Origin of the sequence: Pandoraea iniqua (genome assembly GCF_902459685.1) — a bacterium.
GTDB classification, from domain to species: domain Bacteria; phylum Pseudomonadota; class Gammaproteobacteria; order Burkholderiales; family Burkholderiaceae; genus Pandoraea; species Pandoraea iniqua.
In genome coordinates, this window is the sequence record NZ_CABPSF010000003.1 from 1,002,823 (window position 1) to 1,023,724 (window position 20,902).

At 63.4% G+C, this 20,902-nt stretch carries 16 protein-coding genes; 8 read left to right on the forward strand and 8 right to left on the reverse strand.

Going from position 1 to position 20,902, the window contains the following annotated elements; all coding sequences use genetic code 11:
- Window positions 1-146: 146 nt before the first annotated feature.
- Both PIN31009_RS15345 and PIN31009_RS15350 read right to left on the reverse strand, forming a co-directional pair.
- On the reverse strand, window positions 147-623 hold the full coding sequence (locus PIN31009_RS15345) for a DUF2147 domain-containing protein (protein WP_150790793.1): 477 nt from the start codon (window positions 621-623) through the stop codon (window positions 147-149).
- Window positions 624-803: 180 nt separating this feature from the next.
- Window positions 804-1,457, reverse strand: a complete 654-nt coding sequence (locus tag PIN31009_RS15350) for a DUF2939 domain-containing protein (protein ID WP_150790794.1) — start codon at window positions 1,455-1,457, stop codon at window positions 804-806.
- 293 nt (window positions 1,458-1,750) lie between these two features.
- Here PIN31009_RS15350 and PIN31009_RS15355 point away from each other — a divergent pair, with 293 nt between their 5' ends.
- Window positions 1,751-2,074: a hypothetical protein gene (locus PIN31009_RS15355; RefSeq protein ID WP_150684460.1), complete on the forward strand. Its 324-nt coding sequence runs from the start codon at window positions 1,751-1,753 to the stop codon at window positions 2,072-2,074.
- Window positions 2,075-2,100: 26 nt separating this feature from the next.
- Here the strand turns inward: PIN31009_RS15355 and zapE are convergent, their stop codons facing one another.
- From zapE to PIN31009_RS15375, 4 genes are all read right to left on the reverse strand, one after another.
- Complete coding sequence (zapE, locus tag PIN31009_RS15360) at window positions 2,101-3,198, reverse strand: cell division protein ZapE (RefSeq protein ID WP_058378226.1); 1,098 nt, start codon at window positions 3,196-3,198, stop codon at window positions 2,101-2,103.
- A gap of 108 nt (window positions 3,199-3,306) precedes the next feature.
- Complete coding sequence (lpdA, locus tag PIN31009_RS15365; RefSeq protein WP_150684462.1) at window positions 3,307-4,737, reverse strand: dihydrolipoyl dehydrogenase; 1,431 nt, start codon at window positions 4,735-4,737, stop codon at window positions 3,307-3,309.
- 93 nt (window positions 4,738-4,830) lie between these two features.
- Window positions 4,831-6,090: a 2-oxoglutarate dehydrogenase complex dihydrolipoyllysine-residue succinyltransferase gene (gene odhB, locus PIN31009_RS15370; protein ID WP_150790795.1), complete on the reverse strand. Its 1,260-nt coding sequence runs from the start codon at window positions 6,088-6,090 to the stop codon at window positions 4,831-4,833.
- 89 nt (window positions 6,091-6,179) lie between these two features.
- Window positions 6,180-9,041 carry a 2-oxoglutarate dehydrogenase E1 component gene (locus PIN31009_RS15375; protein WP_150684463.1) on the reverse strand — a complete coding sequence of 954 codons (2,862 nt, stop codon included), beginning with the start codon at window positions 9,039-9,041 and terminating at the stop codon, window positions 6,180-6,182.
- Window positions 9,042-9,626: 585 nt separating this feature from the next.
- Between PIN31009_RS15375 and PIN31009_RS15380 the strand changes: the two genes are divergently transcribed.
- Window positions 9,627-11,456, forward strand: a complete 1,830-nt coding sequence (locus tag PIN31009_RS15380; protein WP_150790796.1) for an assimilatory sulfite reductase (NADPH) flavoprotein subunit — start codon at window positions 9,627-9,629, stop codon at window positions 11,454-11,456.
- A 53-nt stretch (window positions 11,457-11,509) separates the two neighbouring features.
- On the forward strand, window positions 11,510-13,234 hold the full coding sequence (locus PIN31009_RS15385; protein ID WP_150684465.1) for an NADPH-dependent assimilatory sulfite reductase hemoprotein subunit: 1,725 nt from the start codon (window positions 11,510-11,512) through the stop codon (window positions 13,232-13,234).
- A gap of 109 nt (window positions 13,235-13,343) precedes the next feature.
- Here the strand turns inward: PIN31009_RS15385 and PIN31009_RS15390 are convergent, their stop codons facing one another.
- Window positions 13,344-13,739: a hypothetical protein gene (locus PIN31009_RS15390; protein ID WP_150790797.1), complete on the reverse strand. Its 396-nt coding sequence runs from the start codon at window positions 13,737-13,739 to the stop codon at window positions 13,344-13,346.
- Window positions 13,740-13,842: 103 nt separating this feature from the next.
- Window positions 13,843-15,462, reverse strand: coding sequence for a methyl-accepting chemotaxis protein (locus PIN31009_RS28360; protein WP_150790798.1), 1,620 nt, complete (start codon window positions 15,460-15,462; stop codon window positions 13,843-13,845).
- Window positions 15,463-15,754: 292 nt separating this feature from the next.
- Here PIN31009_RS28360 and PIN31009_RS15400 point away from each other — a divergent pair, with 292 nt between their 5' ends.
- The 5 genes from PIN31009_RS15400 to PIN31009_RS15420 all read left to right on the forward strand — a co-directional run bounded on the left by PIN31009_RS15400 (window position 15,755) and on the right by PIN31009_RS15420 (window position 20,875).
- Window positions 15,755-16,057, forward strand: a complete 303-nt coding sequence (locus PIN31009_RS15400; RefSeq protein ID WP_150790799.1) for a hypothetical protein — start codon at window positions 15,755-15,757, stop codon at window positions 16,055-16,057.
- A 219-nt stretch (window positions 16,058-16,276) separates the two neighbouring features.
- Window positions 16,277-16,909, forward strand: a complete 633-nt coding sequence (locus PIN31009_RS15405) for a LysE family translocator (protein ID WP_150790800.1) — start codon at window positions 16,277-16,279, stop codon at window positions 16,907-16,909.
- A 131-nt stretch (window positions 16,910-17,040) separates the two neighbouring features.
- Window positions 17,041-19,557, forward strand: a complete 2,517-nt coding sequence (locus PIN31009_RS15410) for a penicillin-binding protein 1A (protein WP_425495489.1) — start codon at window positions 17,041-17,043, stop codon at window positions 19,555-19,557.
- A gap of 248 nt (window positions 19,558-19,805) precedes the next feature.
- A complete protein-coding gene (locus PIN31009_RS15415) occupies window positions 19,806-20,555 on the forward strand; it encodes an AzlC family ABC transporter permease (protein ID WP_150790801.1) in 750 nt (249 codons plus the stop codon).
- Window positions 20,552-20,875: an AzlD domain-containing protein gene (locus PIN31009_RS15420; RefSeq protein WP_150790802.1), complete on the forward strand. Its 324-nt coding sequence runs from the start codon at window positions 20,552-20,554 to the stop codon at window positions 20,873-20,875. The genes PIN31009_RS15415 and PIN31009_RS15420 overlap by 4 nt, the downstream gene beginning before the upstream one ends.
- The last annotated feature ends 27 nt before the right edge of the window (window positions 20,876-20,902 follow it).

Consider the following 20,902-nt stretch of genomic DNA (forward strand, 5'->3'; position numbering starts at 1 on the left):
GTGCTGCCGCGCGCGTCAGCCGTTTTGAAGATTACGCCAAAGGCGTGGCGCCGTGCTGAGGAAGTCCTCTAGCGCAGCGCCGCTTCAACGCATCGATTCCGGTGGTGTTCTGCTATGTCCTGCGATCTCCGGGAGGAGACCCGCCACTACTCTTCGCGCACCCACGTCTGGGTTCGCCCCAGCAAGGTCACACCGAGATAGCCGCGCACTTCGAGCTTCTTACCGCCGTCGACCACCCGCACCTTGCAGCCATATTCGCTGCCGCTGTCCGGATCGAGTATTTTGCCGCCGGTGTATTCGTCGCCCTCTTTGTGCAGGCCACGAATGATCTCGAGCCCTTGGAGCTTCTTTCCTTTGCGCCAGTCGGTGCACGCGGTGCACACGCGCTCGAGGGCATCGTGACGGCCAAGGCTTCGCGTGAGCGCACCGACGTATTCCCCGTTCTTCTCGGTGATGGTGATGAGCGCCTTGGGCTCGCCCGACTTGTCGTCGATGATTCGCCACACGCCGGCAGGCGTCGTCTCATCGGCAAATGCGGCTTGCGCCGCGCCGCCCATCAGTGACATGGCCAGCAGCGCAGAGGCGCCCAGCCGCCGCCATGGCATCGTATTCAAAATCTGCATCAGACTTACCTTCGTCCCGTTGAAGGGATGTTCCTTGTGCTATCCCCGACTCGTGCGCCAGACGGAATTCCGTTGGCCGAAACCGGGCATTGTCACCGCATTTTGCGTCGTTTTTATTTCCGGTGCTTACCAGGATGGCGAGGATGGCGCCATCGGCGTGATCCGACGGCGCGGGAACGATTACAGCGGGGGCACGGCAATGGCCGTCAGTCGCCATTGCACAAGGTTTCGTCGGGTGAGTGTGAACGTCACCACACGCTCGGGACGGTCGCTGCGCGAGACGTGCACGAGGAAGTGGTTGAAGTCCTGAAACTCGGTGCGCGTGAGCGTGCGTGCGCTCTCGTTGGCCGGTGCCGCGCCGGATGGTGCGGAATTACCGCTGCTGTCCGATGGCGTGGCAGGCGTAGCCGGGGCCTGTGGCGCGGCAGGAGCCGAGGGTCCGCCCTCGTTCACGCCGCTCGGTGGCGTGACATCCCGCGGCGCAGGGGCACCCGGGGCGGGCGGCAGGCCGGTGCTGTCGCCACGCAGCATGGCGGCCACCGCCTCTGGCGTAAGCAGCGCTTCAACCACACGGTCCGACACCCAGCCGCCGAACGCCAGCGCCAGCGCGCCCAAGGCATTGCCGCGCTGTTTGTCCATTTGGCGCGAGAGTTCGTCATGCAGGCTCGATTTCAGGCTCTCACGCACGGCCGGATAGTCGACATACGTCGACAACGTATCGGCGTCACGCGCATTTGCCGCGTCGCGTGCGCGCCACAACGTGTAATACGGCGTGCCGAACAGCAAGCCCAGCACAACTACCAACGCCACCAGGGCGATCCACAACTTACGCATTGGGCAGACTCCGACGGAAACTCCGAAACTCCGAAGATAAACACCGCATGGTACGTATCACACGACGTCAAACGCGTACCGACTTACATTGCTTTACAAATCTTTACAGCAAGTGGGACCCAGCCCTCTTACTCTCGAAGCGTAGCCGCACGATCCGTACACGCGCGAGCGTCGGTTTCCCCATTCGGGACGCTGATAGCGCATGCGCCGCCACTGGCCAAACGATTGGCCGGCTGGCAGACCGAATTTCAGGCTGAACGGCGCGGCAACTTAACCGACAAGGAGGTGGCAGCATGCGTCACACCCGACTTGTCCCGATACTCTGTTTCGTCATGCTGACCGGCGCCTCGATGGGTGCGATGGCACAGACAACGTCGCATGGCCGGTTCTTCGCCGGCTGGTTCGCGCAGGGAAGCGAGCGCCCGGACGGGCGCGGCAATGGCAACAACGGCGGTAACAACGGCGCGCGCGGTGGCCCTAATGGCCCGTCACGCCCGCCGCAAGAGGTGCGCCCGCAAGGTGACTTGCGGGGCGATATCTATAACCACATTCGCGAGCAACGTCAGGCCCCGCCGCCCCCGCCGCCGCGTGAACGCAACAACAATCGCGGCCGCTGATCAGCGCAGCATCAGGTCAACGGACATCAGGTCAGCGACGTATCCACCACGCGGCGCGGTGTTTCGAGATATTCCAGCGACTGCATCTCGACCAGACGCGACACCGTGCGCGTGAATTCGTTGGCGAGCGTGCCCTCGGTGTACAGCTGCTCGGGCGGCACCGCCGCCGACATCAGCAGCTTCACCTTGTGGTCGTAGAACACGTCCACCAGCCACGTGAAGCGACGCGCTTCCGACGCCATACGCGGCGTCATCTGCGGCACATCCGACAGCACCACGGTATGGAAACGGTTCGCTAGTTCGAGGTAATCGTTCTGTGAGCGCGGGCCGCCGCAAAGCGTGTGGAAGTCGAACCACACCACGCCGCCTGCGCGACGCAGCGCTTTCAACTCCCGTTGTTCGATATGCAGCAGCGGGCTTTCGTCCGGCACCCCGGCAATCTCGGCAAACGCGGCGCGCAGCGCGCGGTTGGCTTCATTACCCAGCGGGTAGTGATACACCTGCACCTGCGCCAGCGTGCGGCGGCGATAGTCGATACCGGCATCGACGTTGAGCACGTCGAGCTTCTCTTCGAGCAGCTTGATGGCAGGCAGCACGCGATCGCGGTGCAGGCCGTCCGGGTACAACGTGTCGGGACGATAGTTCGACGTCATCACGAACTGCACGCCGTTCTTGAACAGCTCCGAGAGCAGGCGGTGCAGAATCATCGCGTCGGCCACGTCGGACACGTGGAATTCGTCGAAGCAGATCAGGCGATACCGCTTGGCGATGCGCTTGGCCAACTCGTCCAGCGGATCAGGCAGGCCCTTGAGCGCCTGCAACTGGTGGTGCACTTCGCGCATGAACTCGTGGAAGTGCAGGCGCGTCTTGCGCTGCAACGGCACCACCGAGTAGAAGCTGTCCATCAGGAAGCTCTTGCCGCGCCCTACCCCGCCCCACAGGTACACGCCCTTGGGCAGATCGGGGTGCACGAGCCACTTCTTGAGCGTGTTCGAGCGCTTGGCCTTGTAGGCCGCCCATTCGTCGTAGCACTGTTGCAGTCGATCGACGGCACGCTCCTGCGCTTCGTCGGGCTGGTAGCCGCGCGCGGCCAGTTCTTGTAGGTAGTATTCGCGAACGTTCATGCGGACAGCGCGCCGGAAGACGGGCAAAAAGAGCAACGTGGATCAGGAGTCGGGAAAAAACAAAGGCGAGTTGCCTCGCCTTTGTTCGTACTTCTCAGTGCAACCCGCTTACTTGTTCAGCGCGCGCTTCTCGACATCGAGGGCGGCTTCGCGCATCACTTCGGACAGCGACGGGTGCGGATGGCAGATACGGCCGATGTCTTCCGACGCCGCCTTGAACTCCATCGCCACCACGGCTTCGGCAATCAGGTCCGAAGCGTTCAGACCGATCACGTGCACGCCGAGGATTTCGTCGGTCTTGGCATCGGCCAGCACCTTCACGAAACCATCCGACGAGCCCATGCCCAGTGCACGGCCGTTGGCCGCGAACGGGAACTGACCCGGCTTGAACTCACGGCCTTCGGCCTTCAGTTGCTGCTCGGTCTTACCGACCCATGCGATTTCCGGCGAGGTGTAGATCACCCACGGAATGCAGTTGTAGTCGATGTGCGGCTTCTGACCGGCGATGACTTCGGCGACCAGCACGCCTTCGTCTTCGGCCTTGTGGGCCAGCATCGGGCCACGCACCACGTCACCGATCGCGTACACGTTCGGCAGCTTGGTGGCGCAGTGGTCGTCCACCGGGATGAAGCCGCGCTCGTCGGTCGCCAGACCGATGTTGCCCAGACCCAGATCGTCGGTGTTCGGCACGCGGCCGACCGACACGATCAGACGGTCGACGACGAGCGTCTTGGCGTTGCCCGCGTTGTCCGTGTACTCGACCGTGACGTTGTCCTTACCGGTCTTGACTTCGCCGACCTTCACGCCGACGTTGATGTCCAGACCCTGCTTCTTGAACTGCTTGGCGGCTTCCTTGGCGACGCCGGCGTCGGCGGCAGCCAGGAACTCCGGCATGGCTTCGAGCACGGTGACTTCGGCACCCAGACGGCGCCACACCGAACCCAGTTCCAGACCGATCACGCCAGCGCCGATCACGCCCAGCTTCTTCGGCACGGTGTCGAACGAGAGCGCACCTTCGTTATCCGAGATGAGCTTGTTGTCGACCGGCATGCCCGGCAGGTGGCGGGCCTTCGAACCCGTGGCGATGATGATGTTCTTGGCGTTGACCGATTCGTTCTCGGCGCCCGTCACATCGATCTGATAGCCAGCGTCGTTCTTGGCGATGATCTTGCCGTGACCCTTGAGCCACGTGATCTTGTTCTTCTTGAACAGATACTCGATACCGCCCGTCATCTTGTCGACGATGCCTTGCTTGCGCGTGAGCATCTTGGCGATGTCGATCTTCACGTCCGACGTCGTAATGCCGTGGTCGGCGAGGTGGTGACCGACCTTTTCGAACTCTTCCGACGACGCGAGCAGCGCCTTCGACGGAATGCAGCCCACGTTCAGGCACGTACCGCCCAGCACCATCTTGCCGGCCGGGTTGGTCCACTTCTCGACGCAAGCGACCGAGAAACCGAGTTGGGCAGCGCGGATCGCGGCGATATAACCGCCGGGGCCGGCGCCGATAACGACGACATCAAATTCTTTGTTTGCCATTTTGAGACTCAGTGAGGTTGACGGCAGGGGGAGGCGCGGTGCGCCGGCCGCGCGAACACGGCCGGGCAGACACCGCGCAGTGCGCGCTAACGCTTACAGGTCGAGCAGCAGGCGCGCCGGATCTTCCAGCGCTTCCTTCATGGCGACGAGGCTCAGCACGGCTTCGCGGCCGTCGATGATGCGGTGGTCGTAGCTCATGGCCAGATAGTTCATCGGACGGATGACGATCTCGCCGTTCACCACAACAGCGCGTTCCTTCGTGGCGTGCACGCCAAGAATGGCCGACTGGGGCGGGTTGATAATCGGGGTCGACAGCATCGAGCCGAACACACCGCCGTTCGAGATCGAGAACGTACCGCCGGTCATTTCTTCGATCGACAGCTTGCCGTCGGCAGCCTTCTTGCCGTACTCGGCGATCTTCTTCTCGATGTCGGCCAGGCTCATCTGGTCGGCATTGCGCAGAATCGGCACCACCAGACCACGCGGCGAGCCGACAGCGATACCGATGTCGAAGTAGCCGTGGTAGACGATGTCGTTACCGTCGATCGAGGCGTTCACGGCCGGGTACTTCTTGAGCGCGTGCACAGCAGCCTTGACGAAGAACGACATGAAACCCAGCTTCACGCCGTGTTCCTTCTCGAACTTGTCCTTGTACTTGTTGCGCAGGTCCATCACCGGCTTCATGTCCACTTCGTTGAACGTGGTCAGAATGGCGTTGGTCTGTTGCGATTGCAGCAGGCGCTCGGCGATACGGGCGCGCAGACGCGACATCGGCACGCGCTGTTCCGGACGGCCTTCCAGCGACGTGTCGCGGCCAACGGCAGCAGCCACCGACGGCAGCGAGGCGCGTTGCGCCGGTGCCGGGATCGAAGCAGCAGCGGTCGGCTTGGCGGCGCCAGCGGCCAGGGCGTCGCCCTTGGTCACGCGGCCGTCGCGGCCCGAGCCGGCAACGTCGGTTGCCGACAGGTTCTTCTCGGCCAGCACCTTGGCAGCGGCCGGGCTGGCGATGCCACCCGAAGCACCACCCGTGGCAGCAGCGGCTGCGGGGGCAGCGGCCGGTGCAGCGGCTTCCGCCGGCTTGGCGGCGACCGGCGCAGCAGCGCCTGCCTTGGCTTCGGTGTCGATCTTGGCGATGATTTGTTCCGACGTTACCGTGTCGCCAGCGCTGGCCGTCACTTCGACGAGCACGCCTGCGGCCGGGGCCGGCACTTCGAGCACGACCTTGTCGGTCTCGACTTCGATCACGGTTTCATCTTGGGCGATGGCTTCGCCGACTTTTTTCTTCCAGTCGAGCAGGGTGCCTTCGGAAACCGACTCGGAAAACTGGGGGACTTTGACTTCAACAATGGCCATTTCTGGATCCTGGATTCGATAAACGTTCAATTCGGAAATACGGCAGCGGCCGTCCCTGGGGGAGGACGACCGCTGTAAGACCTAACCGGTTACTGCACCACGGTCGCGCCCTTCAGGCGACCGAAAGCCGTATCGAGCAGCTGCTTGAGCTGTTCGTAATGCTTGGCGTAGTAGCCCACCGCAGGCGAGGCCGAGGCCGGACGACCGGCGTAAGCCAGCTTCTGACCGGCGCTCATGCTCTCTGCCAGATGGTGTTCGATGTAGAACCACGGACCCTGATTTTGCGGCTCGTCCTGGGCCCACACCACTTCGGCGAGGTTTTCGTACTTCTTCAGCTCGTTCTCGAACGCCTTGTGCGGGAACGGGTAGAGCTGTTCCACGCGGACGATCGCGACGTCGGTCGACTTGTCTTCGCGACGGCGGGCAATCAGGTCGTAGTACAGGCGGCCCGAGCAGGCAACCACGCGCTTGACCTTCTTGGCGTCGATCGAAGCATCGGTCTCGCCGATGACCGTCTGGAAACCGCCCTTGGCGAGTTCCGACAGGTCGCTCACGGCTTCCTTGTGACGCAGCAGCGACTTCGGCGTGAACACGATCAGCGGCTTGCGCAGCTGGCGGATCATCTGACGGCGCAGCAGGTGGAAGATCTGTGCCGGCGTGGTCGGCTGAACCACTTGCATGTTCGTATCGGCGCACAGTTGCAGGTAGCGTTCGATACGGGCCGACGAGTGCTCCGGACCCTGACCTTCATAGCCGTGCGGCAGCAGCATCGTCAGGCCCGACACGCGGCCCCACTTCACTTCACCGCTCGAGATGAACTGGTCGATCACGACTTGGGCGCCGTTGGCGAAGTCGCCGAACTGGCCTTCCCACAGCACCATCGTGTTCGGCTCAGCCGTCGAGTAACCGTATTCGAAGCCCAGCACGGCTTCTTCGGACAGCACCGAGTCGATCACCGTGAAGTTGGCCTGACCTTCGGCCACGTGTTGCAGCGGCACGTACGTACCGTCGTTCCAACGCTCGCGGTTTTGATCGTGCAGCACCGAGTGGCGGTGCGTGAACGTGCCACGGCCCGAATCCTGACCGGTCAGGCGCACTGCGAAGCCCGACGAGACCAGCGATGCGAAGGCCAGGTGTTCGCCCATACCCCAGTCGAGCGGCTGCTCGCCCAGACCCATCTTGCGACGGTCGTTGATGACCTTCTCGACGAGCGGGTGAACCTTGAAGTTCGCCGGGATCGTGGTGATGCGCTCAGCCAGACGCTTGAGTTCGGCCAGCGGCACGGCCGTGTCGGCCTTGTCGGTCCACTGCTTGTTCAGGAACGGCACCCAGTCCACCGAGTACTTGCTCTTGTAGTTCGAGAGCACCGGATCGATGGTGTGATGACCGTCGTCCATGGCCTTGCGGTAGGCCTTGACGAAGCCGTCGCCTTCTTCGGCGGTGATCACGCCTTGCGTGACCAGCTTCTCGACGTACAGTGCGCGCGTGCCCGGGTGCTGGGCAATCTTCTTGTACATCAGCGGCTGCGTGACCGCCGGGGTGTCTTGCTCGTTGTGACCCAGCTTGCGGTAGCAAACGATGTCGACCACGGCGTCCTTCTTGAATTCCTGACGGAATTCGAGGGCCAGTTGCATGGCCAGCACGACCGCTTCCGGATCGTCGCCGTTCACGTGCAGCACCGGCGCTTCGATCATCTTGACCACGTCCGAGCAGTACGTCGTCGAACGGGCGTCACGCGGGTCCGACGTGGTGAAGCCGATCTGGTTGTTGATGACGATGTGCACCGTGCCGTGCGTGCCGTAACCGCGCGTTTGTGCGAGGTTCAGCGTTTCCATCACGACGCCCTGACCTGCGAAGGCCGCGTCGCCGTGCACTTGCACCGGCAGCACGCTGGCGGCATCGGCTTCGCCACGGCGGTCCATACGGGCCTTGGCCGAACCTTCGACCACCGGGTTCACGATTTCCAGGTGCGACGGGTTGAACGCCAGCGACAGGTGGACCGGGCCACCGCTCGTCGAGACGTCGCTCGAGAAGCCCTTGTGGTACTTCACGTCACCGGCCGGCAGGTCGTCGACGTGCTTGCCTTCGAATTCGGCGAACAGGTCCGACGGCATCTTGCCGAGGGTGTTGACCAGCACGTTCAGACGGCCGCGGTGGGCCATGCCGATCACGATTTCTTGCACGCCCTTGGCACCGGCGTGGTGAACCAGTTCGTCCATCGCCACGATGAACGATTCGCCGCCTTCGAGCGAGAAGCGCTTCTGGCCGACGAACTTGGTATGCAGGAAGCGCTCGAGGCCTTCAGCGGCCGTCAGGCGTTCCAGAATGTGCTTTTTCTTTTCAGCGGTGAAGTTGGGCGTTGCACGCGCCTTCTCCAGACGCTCTTGCCACCAGCGCTTCTGCACCGGGTCGCTGATGTACATGTACTCGGCGCCGATCGAGCCGCAGTACGTGTCGCGCAGCGACTTCAGGAGGTCACGCAGGCTGGCTTGCTCGAAACCGAAGTACGTGTTCTCAGCGGAGTACACGCCATCCATGTCGGCTTCGGTCAGGTCGTAGAAGGCCGGTTCCAGTTCCGGAATGGCCGGGCGTTCCTGACGCTTGAGCGGATCCAGGTTGGCCCAGCGGGCACCCAGGAAGCGGTAAGCGGCAACGAGCGACTGCACGTGAACCTGCTTGCGGGCCACGGCCATGTCGGACGCACCGGTACGCGGCAGGAAGGCGTTGGCCTTCGCGCGTTGGGCGAACGACTCCACGATCGGGGCGTGAGCCACGTCGTTGGCGTTGGAACCATCAACAGCGGGAACGTTTTGCAGCGCGTCGAAATACTGGCGCCAGTTGTCCGGCACAGAAGCCGGATTATCAAGATACGACTCGTACAACTCTTCAACGTAGGGGGCATTGCCGCCGAAGAGATACGAGTTCGCTTGGAATTGTTCCATCAAACTCATTTTGCGCTCACCTTTTCTACGAGTAGCTCGAGAAATAGCGGGTTACGAAACCTTCCGCGACACGGCCTGACCGGATAGCGGATTGCGTGAATCAAGTGGTGCTTGGAAGGACCTGATCAATCACGGCGAGGAGCATAGCACGTTTTCCCCGCACCCACCGGGCCGGAAAGCCGTCACACGGGGCTGACCGGCGTTACCGTCCGTTACGCACCGTTACGCGCCGGGACGGCCTTCACAGCCCCGCAAACGGGCGTTTGACACGTTGACGCCCCAAAACCGGCTGCCGCTATCCTGCCGCTAACCTGCCGCTATTCGACCCCGATTTTGCGGCACCGCCCCCTGAATGCGCCGTCAACACGCCGTCATCACGCATCGTGCGGTAACGCCAGACGTCATCGGCAAGCGGTTTCCGCTTTATGCTTATATGGAAATTGGATATATAGGAATTAAATTTTATTATTTTAATTTCTAATCAGTGACCGATATCGTGTCGACTATCCCCTTGCCGGTCCATCTGGGGGTGGCTTGACGGGTCAGACCCGCCCGGGCTTCCGCGCTGGTCCGGCCCCTGGAGCCAACAAAGACATGCAAGAGACGACGCCTCTCACTGCCCAGCAGGCCCAGTTGCTCAGCCAACTGGTCCAAGGCCTTTCTACCGAACAGCTCGCGTGGGTGCGCGGCTTTCTCGCCGGTATCAATCACTCGGTCAAGCAGGCAGGCACGCAAGCCCCGGCCGCGACGGCCAGCGCCGCCGCCCCGCAGTTGACCATTCTGTATGGTTCGCAGACGGGCCACGCGCAGGAAGTCGCCGAACATGCGAAGGCACGTGCCGTCGCCGCCGGCTTCAAGGTCGACCTGTTCGCGATGGGTGACTATAAAGCGTCGCGCCTGAAGAACGACAAGCTGCTGCTCGTGGCAGTCTCCACGCAGGGCGAGGGCGAACCGCCCGACGATGCCCGTGATTTCTATGAATTCCTGCACGGCGAGAAAGCCCCGAAGCTTCAGGGCACGCGCTTTGCCGTGCTGGGCCTCGGCGATTCGAGCTATGAGAAGTTCTGCCAGGCCGGCAAGGACTTCGATACGCGCCTCGCCGCGCTGGGCGCCGAGCGTCTGGTGAACCGTGTCGACAGCGACGTCGACTACGACGCCCCCGCCGAGCGCTGGATCGAAGAAGCCGTTGAAGCCCTCAAGCGCGTGGCCGCACCGGCCACGGCAGGCGCCGGCAACGCGACCGGTGACGGGTTCAGCCTCGCAGCCCTCGCCAGCGGCGTAGCCCCGGCCGCCGCCGCGAGCCAATACAGCCGCAAGCATCCGTTCGAAGCGACCGTCCTCGAGAACATCAAACTCTCGGGCCGTGGCTCCTCGAAGGAAGTGCATCACGTCGAGCTCTCGCTCGAAAGCTCGGGCCTCACGTACGAGCCGGGCGACGCGCTGGGTGTGGTCGTGAAGAACGACGACACGCTGGTCGACGACCTGATCGATACGCTCGCCCTCGATCCGCAGGCCACCACGACCACACAAGACAGCACCCTGACCCTGCGCGACGCATTCCTGCGCGCCTACGACATCACCACCCTCTCGCGCGCCTTCCTCGAGAAGTACGCCGCGCTGGCCGAGTCGACCGAACTCAAGGCGCTGCTCGCCGTGGGTAACGAAGCTGCCCTGCGCGATTATCTGTATGGCCGCGACGTGCTCGACGTCGTACGCCAGTTCCCGGCCCGCAAGGTAAAGGCCGCCGAATTCGTCGGCACGCTGCGCACGCTTCAGCCGCGCCTGTACTCGATCGCATCGAGCCTCGCCGCGAACCCGGAAGCCGTGCACATCACCGTGGGCGCCGTGCGCTACGACAGCCATGGCCGCGCGCGTCGCGGTGTGGCATCGACGTATCTGGCCGACATCGCCCGCGAAGGCGAAACGGTGCCGGTCTATATTGAAGCGAACCGCAACTTCAAGTTGCCGGGCGACACCAACGCCCCGGTCATCATGATCGGCCCGGGCACCGGCATCGCCCCGTTCCGCGCCTTCGTCGAAGAGCGTCAGGCACTGGACGCGCCGGGCAAGAACTGGTTGTTCTTCGGCGATCGCAACTTCCGCACCGACTTCCTGTATCAGCGCGAATGGCAGCGCTACGTGAAAGACGGCGCGCTCAACAAGATCGATCTGGCGTTCTCGCGCGACACCGAAGACAAGGTCTACGTGCAGCACCGCATGCGCGAGCAAGGCAAGGAACTGTACGCATGGCTGCAAGAAGGCGCGCACCTCTACGTGTGCGGCGACGCCGACCAGATGGCACGTGACGTGAATACCGCACTCGTGGACATCGTGGCCGAGCACGGCGGTCTGGCCGCCGACGCCGCCGCCGAGTACGTGAAGACGCTGCAACGCGAGAAGCGCTATCAGCGCGACGTGTACTGAGCGAAGAACGATTCAGCCTGAACCGATAACAGCAGTCGATAACAGCAGCCCACATGACGCAAACAACGCAAGCCAACGCCGCGCCCGCGGCAGCGCGCTCCGAGGTCGAGAAGATCAAGGACGTCAGCAACTACCTGCGCGGCACCATTGCCGAAGGCCTCGCCGACCCGCTCACGGGCGCGATCTTCGAGCGTGACGCCCAGTTGCTCAAGTTCCACGGCTCGTACATGCAGGACGATCGCGACCTGCGCGCCGAACGTCAGAAGCAGAAACTCGAACCGGCCTACCAGTTCATGATCCGGCTGCGCATGCCGGGCGGCGTGTGCACGCCCGAGCAATGGCTCAAGCTCGACGATCTGGCGCAGAAATACGGCGGCAACACCATTCGTCTGACCACGCGCCAGACCGTGCAGTATCACAACGTGCTCAAGCACCAGTTGCGCCCGCTCATTCGCGGCATGGACGAAGTGGCCATGACCAGCATCGCCGCCTGCGGCGACGTGAACCGCAACACGCTGGTGTCGAACAACCCGCATCTGTCGCCGGCCCACGCGGCCGCGCTCGACTGGTGCCTGAAGATCGACCAGCACCTGCTGCCGCAAACCACCGCGTACCGTGAAATCTGGCTGGGCGACAAGCGTCTGGGTGCGGGCAAGGAAGATCACGAGCCGATCTACGGCAAGCACTATCTGCCGCGCAAGTTCAAGATCGCCATCGCGATTCCGCCGAACAACGACGTCGATATCTACGCCAACGATCTGGGCTTCATCGCGATCGTGAACGCCGACGGCCAGCTCGAAGGCTTCAACGTAACGGTCGGCGGCGGCATGGGCATGACGCACGGCGACGCCGCGACGTATCCGCGCGCAGGCACCGTTATCGGCTACACGCCGGCGGACCGCATCGTCGACGTGGCCGAGAAGGTGCTGCTCGTGCAGCGCGACTTCGGCGACCGCACGAACCGCAAGCATGCACGCCTGAAGTACACCATTGACGACCGTGGCGTGGAGTGGTTCAAGGAAGAACTCAATCGCTATCTGGGCTGGAATCTCGAGCCGGTGCGCGCATTCAAGTTCACCACCAACGGCGATCAGTACGGCTGGCTCAAGGGCGCCGACGATCTCTGGCACCTGACGCTGTTCATCCAGAATGGCCGCGTGAAAGACTGGGACGACTACCGCCTGATGACCGGCCTGCGCGAAGTCGCCAAGGTGCACGACGGCGACATCCGCATCACCGGCAATCAGAACCTGATCATCGGCCGCGTGAGCGAAGCGAACAAGCCGCAGATCGAAGCGCTGGTGAAGGAGTACGGGCTGCTCGACGGCAAGCATCAAGGGGCCCTGCGCCTGAACTCGATGGCCTGCGTGGGCTTTCCCACCTGCGGTCTGGCGCTGGCAGAAAGCGAACGCGCGCTGCCCGAGTTGGTGACGCGTCTGGAAAAGGTCTTGGACGACACCGGTCTTGCCGGTGAGCCGATCACCATTCGCACGACCGGCTGCCCGAATGGCTGCGCACGCCCGTATCTGGCGGAAATCGGTCTGGTCGGCAAGTCGACGGGCAAGTACAACTTGTATCTGGGTGCCGGCTTCCACGGCCAGCGTCTGAACAAGCTCTACAAGGAGTCGGTCAACGACGACCAGATCGTGGCGGAGCTCACTCCCCTCTTCCAGCAATATGCCAAGACGCGCGAAGCCGGCGAGAAGTTCGGTGACTTCCTCGTGCGACAAGGCATCGTGAAGGAAGTGGTCGAAGCCCGTGAGGACTTCCACGGCTGATCGGCACGGCGTGAGCAGAAAACAAAAACGCGACGGTTGCCCGTCGCGTTTTTGTTGATGGCTTACCGTACGAGTGCGGCACCGAAGTCCCGCATCGCCACCTCATACGTCAGTCGTTACTGCCCGCGTACGGCACCATGCAGCGCCTGACGGTGGCCTGAAAATCAGGCGACAGCTTGCTGCCCGGCGTCTCGTAGTACTGCACACGGGCGCCGAAGCCACCCTGCATGATGTCCACGTACGGGTTGTAGGTGGCTTTACCTTCGGCATCCGGTCCGCGATAGACGCGCACGCGGTCAGCGCCTTGACGGGCATAGCCGGTCGAATCGACGTTCGGCGACAGTTCGCTCCAGCCGTGATAGATGCAGTTGAGCACCATGAAGCGGTCGGCTTCGGTCCCCTGGTCGAGCAGTCGCCCCGTTGCCGGATCGGGCCGGCTCATCTGGTTGATCGGACCGCAACCTGCCAGGATCGCTACTGCCGCCAACAGCGCCATTCGCTTCATACCTCGACACCCTCAACTGAACAAAAGATGCCGAATGTTACCCGGTTCGGCGCGCCGCCGCCATGAACGCGCCCAAAGCGGCCGCTGGCGACGGCTGCCAATGTCATGCCGCCAACGTCAACGGCGGCGTCGCCACGGCATGCAGCGCGGCACGCCGTTGGCCGCCAGCGTGACTTTCATCGCCTAACCGGAAACGGGCCATCTCGGCACGCAAGGCACTCGTCTGGTCTTCGAGCGAGGCCGCCGCAGCGGCGGCCTGCTCGACCAGCGCTGCGTTCTGTTGCGTGACCGTATCCATTTGCGTGACGGCCTGATTCACCTGTTCGATGCCGCCGCTCTGCTCGTCGGACGCGGCGGAGATTTCGCCCATGATGTCGGTTACGCGCTGCACCGCTTGCACGATGTCGTTCATCGTGCGGCCAGCTTCGGCCACCAGCGACGATCCGTCAGACACCTTTTGCGCCGAGGCCTCGATCAACGCCTTGATCTCGCGCGCAGCCGTGGCGCTGCGTTGCGCGAGCGTGCGCACTTCCCCGGCCACCACCGCGAAGCCCCGTCCCTGCTCGCCCGCACGCGCCGCTTCCACCGCCGCATTGAGCGCCAGAATATTCGTCTGGAAAGCGATGCCGTCGATCACGCTGATGATCTCCACCACCTGCGACGAGCTGCTGGAAATACCGTGCATCGTATCGACCACGCGCGCGACCACCTGTCCGCCGCGCGAGGCAATGTCCGACGCGTTGACGGCAAGCTGGCTCGCCTGACGTGCGTTGTCGGCATTCTGCTTAACGGTCGCGGTCAATTCTTCCATCGACGAGGCGGTTTCTTCGAGCGATGCCGCCTGCTGCTCCGTGCGGGCCGACAGATCCGTGTTGCCTGCCGCAATCTCAGCTGTCGCCGTGGCCATCGCATCGCAACTGCGGCGCACCCCGCGAATCGTGCCTGCCAGCCGCGACTGCATGGCGTCGACGCCGCGCATGAGCAGCGACATCTCGTCCTTGCCGCGCACTTCGATCTGGTTATCGAGTTGACCGGCAGAGATCGCTTCGAAATGCGTAAGCGCATCGTGCAGCGGCCGCATGATCGCGCCGCGCAACGAGAAATAGCAGGCAATCGAGAGCAGCACGCCCAGCACCGTGGCCGCCACGCTCACCCAGCGGAATATGGCGAGCTCCGCCATCGAGGCCTCATAGGTCTCGCGACCGAGCTTCATCTTGTAGGCGGCCAGCGCGTCGCTCACCGTCGTCAGTGCCGCATAGTTCTTCGGCAGCGAATTCATGGTGATGTCGTCCATGGCCGCGCGATCGCCGGCGTTGATGGCAGCGATCATCGGGTTCATGCCCTTCTCGAAGAACGTCGCACGGCGCGCGGCAACCTCGTCGGCCATGCGTTGCTCCTCAGCGCCACGGGGCAGTGCCAGATAGGCGGCCCACGCCGCGTCGGCGTCCTTGAGCATGCCCTGCGCGCGGCTGACGACCTTAGGGACGTCGGGAGAATCGGGGTGAAGCACCACCCGGTCGAGGATGGCGCGCGTGCGGGCCAATGTGGCGTTGTCCTTACCCAGTGCCACCGTCGCCGCAAGATGACTGGCATACGTCTCACGCAGTGCATCGCCCGTGCGCGTCATACCGGCGATACCCAACGCGCCCATCAGAATCAACAATGCCGCCAACAACGCCATGGTCAAACCCAGGCGCGCCTTAATCGAAAAGCTCCGCAACATGCTGTCGTCTCCGTCTCTATCATGGGTGGCTCACCCCCTGTCCGGCCTCTGACGGGCCGGTCATACTTGTGACATCGGCGCGGCGCGCGCCAGACTTGAGCATCCTGCGGGTTTACGTGCCCACCCGCCAAGCCTTTGACACACGCTCGTCTTGACGCAAATCAAGCGAGCGATGCACGCCTCACCGCCGCGCAGCCGTCTTGTGCAGCAAAACCAGAGATGTACTCGACGGACTGGGGAGCCGGTCCGATGATATGTCATATTTTATATATCTAAACAACTTATTCGAATTATGATCGAAGGTCTCGAGAAGCTATTGGCCGCAGGCAAAGACAATGCGTTACTGCGATTCGGGCTGGGAAAAGCCTATCTGGACGCCCAGAACTTCGCGGTGGCGGCCGACCACCTCACCCATTGCGTAGCGTTCGATCCGGCGTACACCGCCGCGTGGAAGTTGCTGGGCAAGGCGCGGCAGGGGGCCGCCGACATCGACGGCGCCCGCGATGCGTGGACACGCGGCATTGCAGCGGCCCAATCGCACGGCGACCGTCAGGCGGAGAAGGAAATGACGATTTTTCTGAAACGGCTGGGCTGACCCCGCTGAAATGGCGGGGAAGCCCGCCGGATAAGGGCTCGAGACCTCCAATGGCACCGAACCGGCGTGCACGCCATTGACGTGGTATCTTGCAGCTTACGTTTTTTGACCCGCTGGTATACCCGAGATCGTGGTGACGGCTGTAATGATTGCGATGACTGCAATCGCCGCCGCTGCGCCGGGTCATCCATCAGTTTCCACTCGACTGCCCCGCCCAACATGCCTTCAATTGCAACCTGGCTGGCCTTCGCGCTTGTCGCCATCGGCATGGCCCTCACCCCCGGGCCGAACATGATGTATCTGATCTCGCGCTCCCTGTGTCAGGGGCCTGCGGCCGGATTGGTCTCGCTGGGCGGCGTCGCGCTCGGCTTTGTGGTCTACATGATCAGCGCCGCCTTCGGCATTACCGCCCTGCTCTTCGCGGTGCCGTTCGCGTACGACGTGCTGCGCTTCGGCGGTGCGGTCTATCTGCTCTGGCTCGCGTGGCAGGCACTCAAACCGGGCGGCCGTTCGCCGTTCGAAGTGCGCTCGCTGCCGCGCGACAGCAATCGCCGTCTGTTCCTGATGGGCCTGTTCACGAGCGTGCTCAACCCCAAGATCGCCATGCTGTATCTGGCGCTGCTGCCGCAGTTCGTACACCCGGAACATGGCAGCGTGCTCACGCAGTCGCTGGTGCTGGGGACCACGCAGATCGTATGCAGCGTGCTGGTGAATGCCAGCGTGGCGCTGTCGGCGGGTGCCATCGCGACGTTCTTCGCACAACGCCCGGCGTGGCTGCGCATTCAGCGCTGGCTGATGGGCGGTGTGCTGGGTGCGCTGGCCCTGCGCATGGCTACCGAGGCACGCCGTTGAGTTTTTGGAGGTGGCCCGCCCCGGCGTGGCATACTTCTGCGATTTTCCGATTTGCCAAATTCGCCGCGCGGCGGGGATCCACGCAGCGCTAGGCCGGCCGGCCTGTTCCCATCCTGCAATTTTCGTTGGGTATGTCCTTGAAGCATTATTTGCCGCCTCGTGCGCCGTCTGATCCGGTGCCCAGTACTACCGCTACCTCCACCCCCGCCCCCACATCCGGCACCCGCCGCGGCAGGCTCGCCCTGCGCGCCACCGGCCGCCAGCGCGGTTTCGGCACCCTCGGCGTCATCATTACCGCGTTTGCCGGGCTGGCCGTCATCGGCGCCCTGATCGTCGGCTACGCGCTGATCGTCATGCGCCCGAACCTCCCGCCGCTCGACGTCATCACCGACTACCGGCCCAAGGTGCCGCTGCGCGTGTACACGTCGGATAACGTGCTGATCGGCGAGTTTGGCGAAGAGCGCCGCAGTCTGGTCACCATCGACCAGATTCCCGATGTGATGAAAAAGGCCGTGCTCGCCATCGAGGACTACCGCTTCTACGATCACGGCGGCGTTGACTTCATCGGCATTTTGCGAGCGGGCGTCTCCGACGTTATTCACCGCGGCGCAGCGCAGGGCGCCAGTACGATCACGATGCAGGTGGCCCGCAACTTCTTCCTCTCGCGCGAGAAGACGGCCACGCGCAAGATCTACGAAATGCTGCTCGCCTACAAGATCGAGTCGGCCCTCTCCAAAGACCAGATTCTCGAGCTGTACATGAACCAGATCTATCTGGGTCAGCGTGCTTACGGCTTCGCGAGCGCCGCGCGTATCTACTTCGGCAAAGATCTGAAGGACATTTCGCTGGGTGAAGCGGCCATGCTGGCCGGGCTGCCCAAGGCACCGTCGGCGTACAACCCGATCGTCAATCCGAAGCGCGCCAAGATTCGTCAGGAATACATCCTCAAGCGCATGCTCGATCTGGGCTACATCACGCGCAATCAGTATGAAGATGCCCTGCACGAGCCAATCCGTACGCGCACGGCCGGCAACGAGTACAACGTGCACGCCGAGTACGTGGCCGAAATGGTGCGTCAGGCGGTGTACGACCAGTACAAGGACGAGACGTACACGCGCGGCCTGACGGTCATCACGACCCTCGATTCGAAGAAGCAGCAGGCGGCGTATGAAGCGGTGCGCATGGGCGTGCTCGATTACGAGCGGCGCCACTCGTATCGTGGCCCGGAGGGCTTTGTCGAACTGCCCGCCCCGATGCCCGACCGTCAGCAGTCGATCGAAGATGCCCTGCTCGAACACCCTGACAACGGCGATCTGGTGGCCGCTGTCGTGGTGGCCGTCAGCACGTCGCAGATCACGGCGATTCCGCTCTCGGGCGATGCCGTGACCATCAGCGGCGACGGTATCGGCTTTGCTTCTCCGGCCCTGTCGGCGAAGGCTGCCGAGAAAGTGCGTATTCGTCCGGGCTCGATCATTCGCATCATGAAGGACGCGCGCGGCAAGTGGCGCGTGACTCAATTGCCCGAGGTGCAGGGCTCGCTCGTGTCGCTCTCGCCTGACGACGGCGCGATTCGTGCGCTGGTCGGCGGTTTCGACTTCAATCAGAGCAAGTTCAATCGTGCGACGCAGGCATGGCGTCAGCCGGGCTCGACGTTCAAGCCGGTGGTGTACTCGGCCGCCATCGAGAAGGGCGTGAGCCCCGCGACGATGGTCATGGACGGCCCGCTCAACCTGCCGCCCGCGCAGACCGGCGGACAGGCGTGGGACCCGCACGACGACGACGCCTTCAGCGGCCCGATGACGGTGCGCGAAGGGTTGCAACGCTCGAAGAATCTGGTGGCCATCCGCTTGCTGCAATTCGCAGGCACGCAGTTCACGCAGGACTTCGCGACCCGCTTCGGCTTCGACGCCGACAAGGTGCCGCCGTATCTGCCGATGGCCCTCGGTGCCGGTCAGACGACGCCGTTGCAATTGGCCGGTGCGTACGCTGTCTTCGCGAATGGCGGTTACCGCGTCGCGCCGTACTTGATCAGTGAAATTCGCGATGCGCGCGGCAATGTGCTGAACAAGGCCACGCCGGTCATCGCGGGCGTCAATGCCGCGCGTGCGATCTCGGCCCCCAACGCGTTCATCATGAACAGCCTGCTGCAAAGCGTGGCGCAGCGCGGCACCGGCTCGGGCACAAACGTGCTCAAGCGCAACGATCTGGCGGGCAAGACCGGGACGACCAACGACGCGCTCGATGGCTGGTTTGCCGGCTATCAGCACTCGCTGGTGGCGGTGGCGTGGCTCGGCTTCGACCAGCCCAAGACGCTGGGCAGCCGCGAGTTCGGTGCACAACTGGCGTTGCCGGTGTGGACGAAGTACATGGGCGTCGCCCTCAACGGCGTGCCGCAGCAGCAGATGGCCATGCCCGAAGGCGTGAGCGTGGTGAACGGCGAGCTTTACGAGTCCGACAAGATGCCGGGCAACGGCTTCGTGGCGAGCATCGGGATCGACGACAACAGCGGCGGTTTCTCGCTGCCGTTCTTCGGCAACAACGCGAACGCACCGGTCGCACCGCCGCCGGCTGCCGGTCAGCCGCCGTCGCCGGGTGGCGTGGATGCGAGCGAAAAAGCCCGTATTCTCGACATGTTCAAACATCCCTGATGATTGACCGGGCTTGACCGGTCAAAGCCGCCGCAGGCTTTGGCTGGAATGCAGGACTGAAACGGCCGCCTTCATGGCGGCCGTTTGCTTTTGATGCCGGACGCACACGCTGCCGGGTCACGGCCATACGCCGCCCTTCAGGACCGACTCAGGGCTTACCCGCCGTTCGCAAGAACGTACAAGTCAGCACCGGGGCGGCGCGATATGCTCACAGCCATTCGCAACCGCTTTTTGAGGTCAGCATCGTCATGTCCGTCCCGTCTCGCGCGGCCAGCTTTACCGCAGGCATCCGCGACACCTTCCCGATGATCGTCGGCGCCGCGCCGTTCGGGCTGATCTTCGGGGCGTTGGTCGCCACCACGCCAATGGCCACGTGGCACGGCCAGCTCATGTCGCTGACCGTATTTGCCGGCTCCAGCCAATTCATCGCCGCCGGACTATTCGCCACGGGCGTGGGTTACGCCGTGCTCTGGGCAACGACGTTCATCGTCAATCTGCGGCACATGCTGTACGCGGCCAACCTGCTGCCGCACGTGCGCCACCTGAATCTGCGCTGGCGCTGCCTGCTCGGCTTCACGTTGACGGATGAGACATTTGCCGTGACGAGCAGCCATTTCCACAAGCATCCCGACGACCCGATGGGGCATTGGTACTTCCTCGGCTCCGGCTTGTCGATGTATGTGAACTGGCAGTTCTGGACGCTCGTGGGCTTGATCTTCGGGGCGGCTTTCCCGCGCTTGCAAACGCTCGGGCTCGATTTCGCGATGGTGGCAACGTTCATCGCGATCATCGTGCCGCAGATGGCGCGCATGCCATGGGCCGTGGCCACGGTGGTGGCGGGCGCCGCCGCGTATCTCTGTCAGGGGCTGCCCTACAAGCTGGGACTGCTTGTGGCGGTAACGGCCGGCATCGTGGCCGGCATGGTGACGCTGCATGCCCGCCGGCGCGGCGACACACTGACGCGCAAATCTACGCCGGGCCCGGGAGGTGCGCAATGAACTACGTCCTCGCGATTCTCGGCATGGCCGTGGTGACCTTCGCGGTGAAGGCCGGCATCTTCGTGCTCGGCGACCGGGTGCGCTTCCCCGAATGGCTGCGCGAGGCGCTGTCGTTCGTCCCCGTGACCGTACTCACGGCGATCATCGTGCCCATGACGCTCGCGCCGCATGGGCACGGACTCGAGCTGACGTGGCGCAATCCGCAACTGGTCGCCGCGCTCGCCGCGATTACGGTATGCGCCGCAACGCGGCATCAGTTGCTCACCATCGGCCTCGGGTTGGCCGTGTTCTTCGGCTGGCAGTTCGGTGTGTTGGGTTGATGCCGCGCGGCCGGCGATCGACTCACC